This window comes from Candidatus Desulfatibia sp. (assembly GCF_036446775.1).
Classification (GTDB): domain Bacteria; phylum Desulfobacterota; class Desulfobacteria; order Desulfobacterales; family UBA11574; genus Desulfatibia_A.
The window spans coordinates 1-5,703 of record NZ_JAZFTO010000150.1 but is presented as its reverse complement, the minus strand read 5'-3'; the positions used below and the strand labels follow the sequence as shown (position 1 = coordinate 5,703).

Sequence of the window (5,703 nt, the reverse complement as noted above, 5' to 3'; positions counted from 1 at the left end):
TTCATCAGCCAGAAATTTCATAATGTTAGGGTCAATAGTAATTCTTTCATGCTTTTTCATAATTCACCTGCCTGATTTTGGGGACAGTTATTCATTTTTCCAACCCTTTTCATTAACGATATTTCTATTCTGTTTGACTGTTAAGGCTCAAAGTGTAAAAGCTGAAAGTTGGATACTGATAACTGATAGAATTGTGAACAAGATTGCATTGGCCGGTATGTGGAGATTAAAGTCGGCGATGATGTGAAACAGGATGGCAGTAATGCCTGTTAATGCTCCTAATGTAATTCCGCGGACAAGGCGGCTGGGGTTTTTAAGCTTTTTAAAACCTTTTTTATTTCTGTATCTCACCCCGGTTAAATAAGGTCAACTAAGATTTAACTGGGCAGGCCCCGGTTAAATACGCCCCAGTTGAATTCCTTCGGGTGCTCCTGCGGAGCAATTCCACGGGATAAACTTCGCTGTCCTTCGGTCCCGGTGAAACAAAAGAAAACGCATGGTTTAACCCCGATGGAATAACAACCAAAACTTAATTCCACCCCAGTACGATCTGCCGGACTTGTCCCGGTTATTCCACGGGGACCTACCCCGATTAAATAGGATGGGGCATTTAATTGGGCCCCGCTAGCGGGATGTCCGCTGCGCTACCACAGGCGGGGCAGGTTGGGCAGGCTGGGTAAAAATTGAACGGGGCAGGTTGGGCAGGCGGGGAAAACATGGCTCAATACACCTCGTCATGTTTTCCGATATCCGCCAAAACAATCAAATCTTTTTCGGTATCCGGATCTTTTTCAAAGGCAAACACAATACGACAATCATACTCAACATGGCAGGCCCAAAGTCCAATTAGTTTTCCATGCAGCTTATGGGTCTTAAGTGCAGGATCAAACGGTTTTCTGGATAGTTTTTCCAACACGGAGAAAATCTTTTCCTGTAATACCGGATCTTTCCGTGTCGCTTTCTTAAACCCACGTCGAAATCCGCTTGACCATGATAGCGTGTACATCAATCTTCCAAGAGATCTTTTTTTAAATCCTCGACTGTTCCGAATTTTGCCCGCTTTTCCCTAACAGCTTGCAAAGCTTCCCGAGCATTGGCTGCAATTTCATCGCGCCTTTGTTCGGCAATACGCATTCTAAGTATCTCAAGAAGTTCTTCACGATCATCAAAAGGCAGAGACTCTACGACGTCAATAGCCTTTTGAAATGATGTTTCTTGGTGTGTGCTCATTTTTATCCTTGCAATCCTATTTCAGTAAAGGTTTGTTTTATAAAAGCTGCCTGGACATCTTCTTTTTTTAATTCCGGGTAACCGGCAAGCAATTTGTTCCAGGTTTCACCCTCTGCTATTTGTTCCAGAATAACAGAAACAGGAATCCGAGTTCCTTTGATAACAGGCTTGCCATTGCAAACTTTTGGATTAAGTTCAATTCGATTCATCGTAATCACCATAAATTTCCTATGATTAATTTCTTTAATGATATCCGAATAAATAATTTGTGTCAATCAGAGTTATGGAGATGCTGGATACTCGATTCTGGATGCTGGATACCCCGCTTTCAGCGAGATGTCCGCTTCGTTACCACGAGCTTTAGTAAGGGGTTCAGGGGTAACTGATCGCTGATTACTGGTTGCTGGATGAAATAGCTTAGAGCCCCGATGGAATGGTCTTCGAATTCCACCCCAGTACGATAGTTCCTACCTACCCCGATTAAATAGGATGGGGCCCCGGTTAAATAAGGTCAACTAAGATTTAACTGGGCAGGCCCCGGTTAAATACGCTGCGCTGTCCTTCGGAATTGAACAGGGCAGGCCCCGGTTAAATGGTCTTCGAATTTAACTGGATAAACATTTAATTGGGCCCCGCTAGCGGGATTTCCGCTACGCTCCAACAGGCAGAGATCACAGAGAATATTGTTTTTGGCAGGATTTACCCGTCTTCGCTAAAGCTACGCCGCGGCAAGGCAGGATTTTCAGGATCTTTTTCTCAGGTTGCGGCGTTCGCCTTGTGAAAACACCTGATGAAGCTGAGAAAGAATCATCCGCTAGCGCGGGGACGTTCGTGCAGAAGGTGCACAACTTAAATGGCCTGTGTTGGTCAAATGGTTAAGTAGTTGAATAGTTGATTGATCGATTCGTTGTAGGGTTAAAGAATAAATACGGGACAGGTTAGGTAAACAAAGAGCAGAGAACGTGGAACAGGAAGTCACGATTGCTCATTCTCCGCCACACCAATGCCGCCAAGCTTCGGCATTAAAATATCCGTTATAACCAAATCAAAACTGCCGGCATCAAATTTTTTTATTCCTTCTAAACCATCTGCTGCTATTTCTACATTAAAGCCGACGCTTGTTAGTGCCGCTGTGAGATCAGTGAACTACTTTCATTATCTTCAATAACTAAAATATTTGGCATTATAAACGCGAAGAAAGGTGGAACTTAAGATTTGTTTTTTTGTTATTGATGCCGATCTTCCTTCTAATGTTTCCCCTGTGGGTATTGATGGTTTTAACGGAAACACTCAACAATCTCGCTATTTCTTTTGTAGACATACCTTGTTTTACAAAATCCGCCACCTGCATTTCAGCAGCGGTAAGATTGACAAATTTTGATGATAGTTTGTAAGCAAATGGTGAAATAATTTCGTTTAAATTTGATTCCAGGAGGCCCAAATATTCTTTTTGCCTAGCGTTTAAAGAAAAATTTTTCAACCTATTCAAAACAGGTACAATCAACTTTTTCATATTGGATAAAATATTTTCTTCCAAAGCTTTTTTATCTGCTTCTCTTTGTTGTAATAAAACATTCAAGGTCACGTTTAGTTCTTCAAAATGTCTGGTTTTGGTTTCCAATTCTCTGGTTTGCAGCTTAGTCCGACTTTCCAGTTGGTCTTTAGCTTTCTGTAGAGCCTGTTCGGCCTTATTGCGCTCGGTGATGTCGCGACATATGCATTGTAAGTAGTTTTCCCCATGAATGGTAATAACTCGGCAGCTTACCAGCATGTCCCGCACTTGGCCCTCTTTGGTCTTATGTTTGGTTTCAAACATGCCGGTATGCTCCTTTAGGACTTGTTCCGCGTTCATACACGCCGGCACGCCGGGCTCAACAGACTCAATATCGGAAACCTTAAGCTTTGCAAATTCTTGGCGGCTATAGCCCAGGATCTGGTGAGCTCGATCATTGAAGGCATGTAATTTTCCGGTCTGTAGATCGATGATCAGAACAGAATCCGCCGCCTGCTTGAAGATTGCACGGTAGTGCTGCTCGCTCCGGCGCAGTGCCTCCTCGGCTTTTTTGCGCTCGGAAAGATCACGCGCAAAGGCACACTTGGATTCAATAATTTCTTGCTCCAACGCTCTTACTCGTTGGTGCAATTCTTTATAGGTCGGTTTGCCGACCATAAACTGTTCTTTAAAAGAAAGGATCGTCATAAGAATCGGCGGTAGAAAATTATGCTCAACATCGCATTTCAGGCAATGTCTCAGCTTGTACAACCCTGTACCGGTTTAAGACAAAACTAAAAAATCCTGAAAATCTTGTAGATCCTGTCTAAATAAATAATAGACGGATAGATGATCACGGCACTGCCAATACCAAAATATCTGACCCTGAAACAAAAAAAGCCCGAATACGAAAGCAGCGCTGTTGCGCGTGTGCTTCGAGACCTTTGCATTTTTCAAAGGTCTCGCTTCGTATCCGGGCTTTAAAACAGTTCTGCAATTACAGGGATTTTAAAGAATCCGGGTTTTTTAGAATGATTTTTCCAGGATAATCCTGGAGTCTCTAATTCCGCCTTGATTCATCACCAGTTTGATTATCACCTGGCCTGTGAACTTATCCTTTGCTAATTTTTGCAGGCTCCGGATAATTTTTTCCTGTGCCTGGTGGATGTTCTTCATTGAATCTGAAGGAATATTTTTGACATCTCTTTGCATTTGTTAAAGGTTCCTTGGTTCAGGGGTTCAGGGTTCAAAGGTTCAGGGTTCAGGGGTTCAGGGTTCAGGGTTCAGGGTTCAGGGGTTCAAAGGTTCAGGGTTCAGAGTTCAGGGTTCAGGGTTCAGGGTTCAGGGGTTCAAAGATTCAGGGTTCAGAGGTTCGGGGGTTACGGGTTAAGATGATTTCCAGAACATCAAATATTTTTTGGCCTGCAAGCAATATTCTTTGATCGGGCGGTAATGTTCTTTGAACTGCCGGCTGCGTTCCGGGTCTTCGGTTCGTACGCGCTCGATGAACTCCATTGCAAAGGCCGTGAAAACAGCCGTAAAAAAAGCCATGAAGGTGGCTAACATCACAATTAATCTGCGCTTGGGTTTTGACTTTTTGTCCGGAGCGACGGCCCTGTCCAAAACTTGGATGGTGTTGACGTCCTTGGCTTCTTCAATTTTGGCCAGCTCGTACTGGGTGGTCATGAGTTCAAAGACTTTTTCCTGGATCTTGGCTTCACGCATAAGGCGCATCAGTTCAAGGCCGAGAGCGGGCATTTTATTAAAAGGGATGAACAGGTTTGAATTTTCTTTGCCTGGATTGGATTTTTTCAAGGGGCTGTTTCCCGGTGTACCTGTTTCTATTTTGCGCAGCTGGCTATAGAGTTCGGCGATTTTTGATTTGAGCATGACCGCCTCGTTCTGTCGCTCGGTACCGAATTGCTTCAACACTTCCAGTTCCGTTTGAGTGGTGATAATCTCACCTTTAATTTTGGCGGCACTTTCTATGGCCACCTTGGCCTGCTCTTCAAGGGCCACAATTTTATACTCTTCCTGAAATTCTTTAAGGACTGTTTCCGCTTTGGCAAGGTCTTTTTTTACATTTTTAAGACGATTTTCCAGAAAGACCCTTTTTCTGTGCCCGGCTGTGATGTTCACGGTCCGGTTGATTTTGTCCAGCATCTGCACATAGGCGTTGGCCATATCGGCCGCCCGCCGGGGCTGCCGGGCTTCCACCGCTACGCTGATAATCTGGTCCTTGCGCGAAACGCTGATGCTGGTGCGCTTGGCAAGCTTTTTGTATATGTCTTCCCTGTATTTCTGGTCGTAAAGTTCCTGGAGGTCAAATTTTTCAATTAGATTGTCGGCGACGCTTCGGCTTTTTAAAATACCCACGTAAAGGTCCGAGCTGGAACCGCCGCCGATCAAGCCCCCGGCCAGGCCCCCCAGCATGCCGCCGGCCTGCGATAAAAGGGATGATACGCCGCCGCTCGCTTTCTGGGGTGGGAGAATGCGGGCTGTGGCTGTATATATCTTGGGAAGTAAAAGGATATACACAACGGAAAGTATAATCGCTCCACCGACGATCTGCGCGATCATTTTTTTGCGTTTTAAAACCACCTGAAACAAATCGAGCAGGTTGATTTCATCCTCATGATCATCAAAATGGATTTGGGGCTTTTGATTTATGTACGGTTTTTCCAGGTCGGCGGTATTTTTATTTTTGTGGGTCATAGTTAGTGTCCAGCCATAAATGGCCCTTTTTGCCCTGCACGGCGTTCTCTCTCTGAGGCGTAGGTTCTACCCTCCGGCCTGTAAGCCCTACGGGCTGGAAGCGGAGCCAGAGGCCGCGGGTGTCGGCGCCTGAAACAAAAAAAGCCCGAATACGAAAGCAGCACTTTGCAAAGGTCGCGCGCTGTTGCGCGCATGTGCTTCGAGACCTTTGTAAATTTCAAAGGTCTTGCTTCGTATCCGGGCTTTAAAACAGTCCTGCAATCGGG

At 44.9% G+C, this 5,703-nt stretch carries 6 protein-coding genes and 1 pseudogene; all 7 read right to left on the bottom strand.

What is annotated here, in order from left to right:
• Positions 1-721 precede the first annotated feature (721 nt).
• The 7 genes and pseudogenes from V3S16_RS07505 to V3S16_RS07475 all read right to left on the bottom strand — a co-directional run bounded on the left by V3S16_RS07505 (position 722) and on the right by V3S16_RS07475 (position 5,437).
• Positions 722-1,006 carry a type II toxin-antitoxin system YafQ family toxin gene (locus tag V3S16_RS07505; protein WP_413884054.1) on the bottom strand — a complete coding sequence of 95 codons (285 nt, stop codon included), beginning with the start codon at positions 1,004-1,006 and terminating at the stop codon, positions 722-724.
• On the bottom strand, positions 1,006-1,230 hold the full coding sequence (locus V3S16_RS07500; protein ID WP_413884053.1) for a hypothetical protein: 225 nt from the start codon (positions 1,228-1,230) through the stop codon (positions 1,006-1,008). Before V3S16_RS07500 ends, V3S16_RS07505 begins: the two co-directional genes overlap by 1 nt.
• 2 nt (positions 1,231-1,232) lie before the next feature.
• A complete protein-coding gene (locus tag V3S16_RS07495; RefSeq protein WP_413884052.1) occupies positions 1,233-1,439 on the bottom strand; it encodes a DUF433 domain-containing protein in 207 nt (68 codons plus the stop codon).
• Between the two features lie 766 nt (positions 1,440-2,205).
• Positions 2,206-2,355: pseudogene (locus V3S16_RS07490) on the bottom strand (response regulator); the annotation flags it as partial.
• Positions 2,356-2,413: 58 nt separating this feature from the next.
• Positions 2,414-3,493 (bottom strand): PAS domain S-box protein, encoded by a 1,080-nt coding sequence (locus V3S16_RS07485; RefSeq protein WP_413884051.1) that lies wholly within the window; start codon positions 3,491-3,493, stop codon positions 2,414-2,416.
• Positions 3,494-3,748: 255 nt separating this feature from the next.
• Positions 3,749-3,934 carry a hypothetical protein gene (locus V3S16_RS07480; protein WP_413884050.1) on the bottom strand — a complete coding sequence of 62 codons (186 nt, stop codon included), beginning with the start codon at positions 3,932-3,934 and terminating at the stop codon, positions 3,749-3,751.
• Between the two features lie 174 nt (positions 3,935-4,108).
• Positions 4,109-5,437: a GumC family protein gene (locus V3S16_RS07475; protein WP_413884049.1), complete on the bottom strand. Its 1,329-nt coding sequence runs from the start codon at positions 5,435-5,437 to the stop codon at positions 4,109-4,111.
• Positions 5,438-5,703 lie beyond the last annotated feature (266 nt).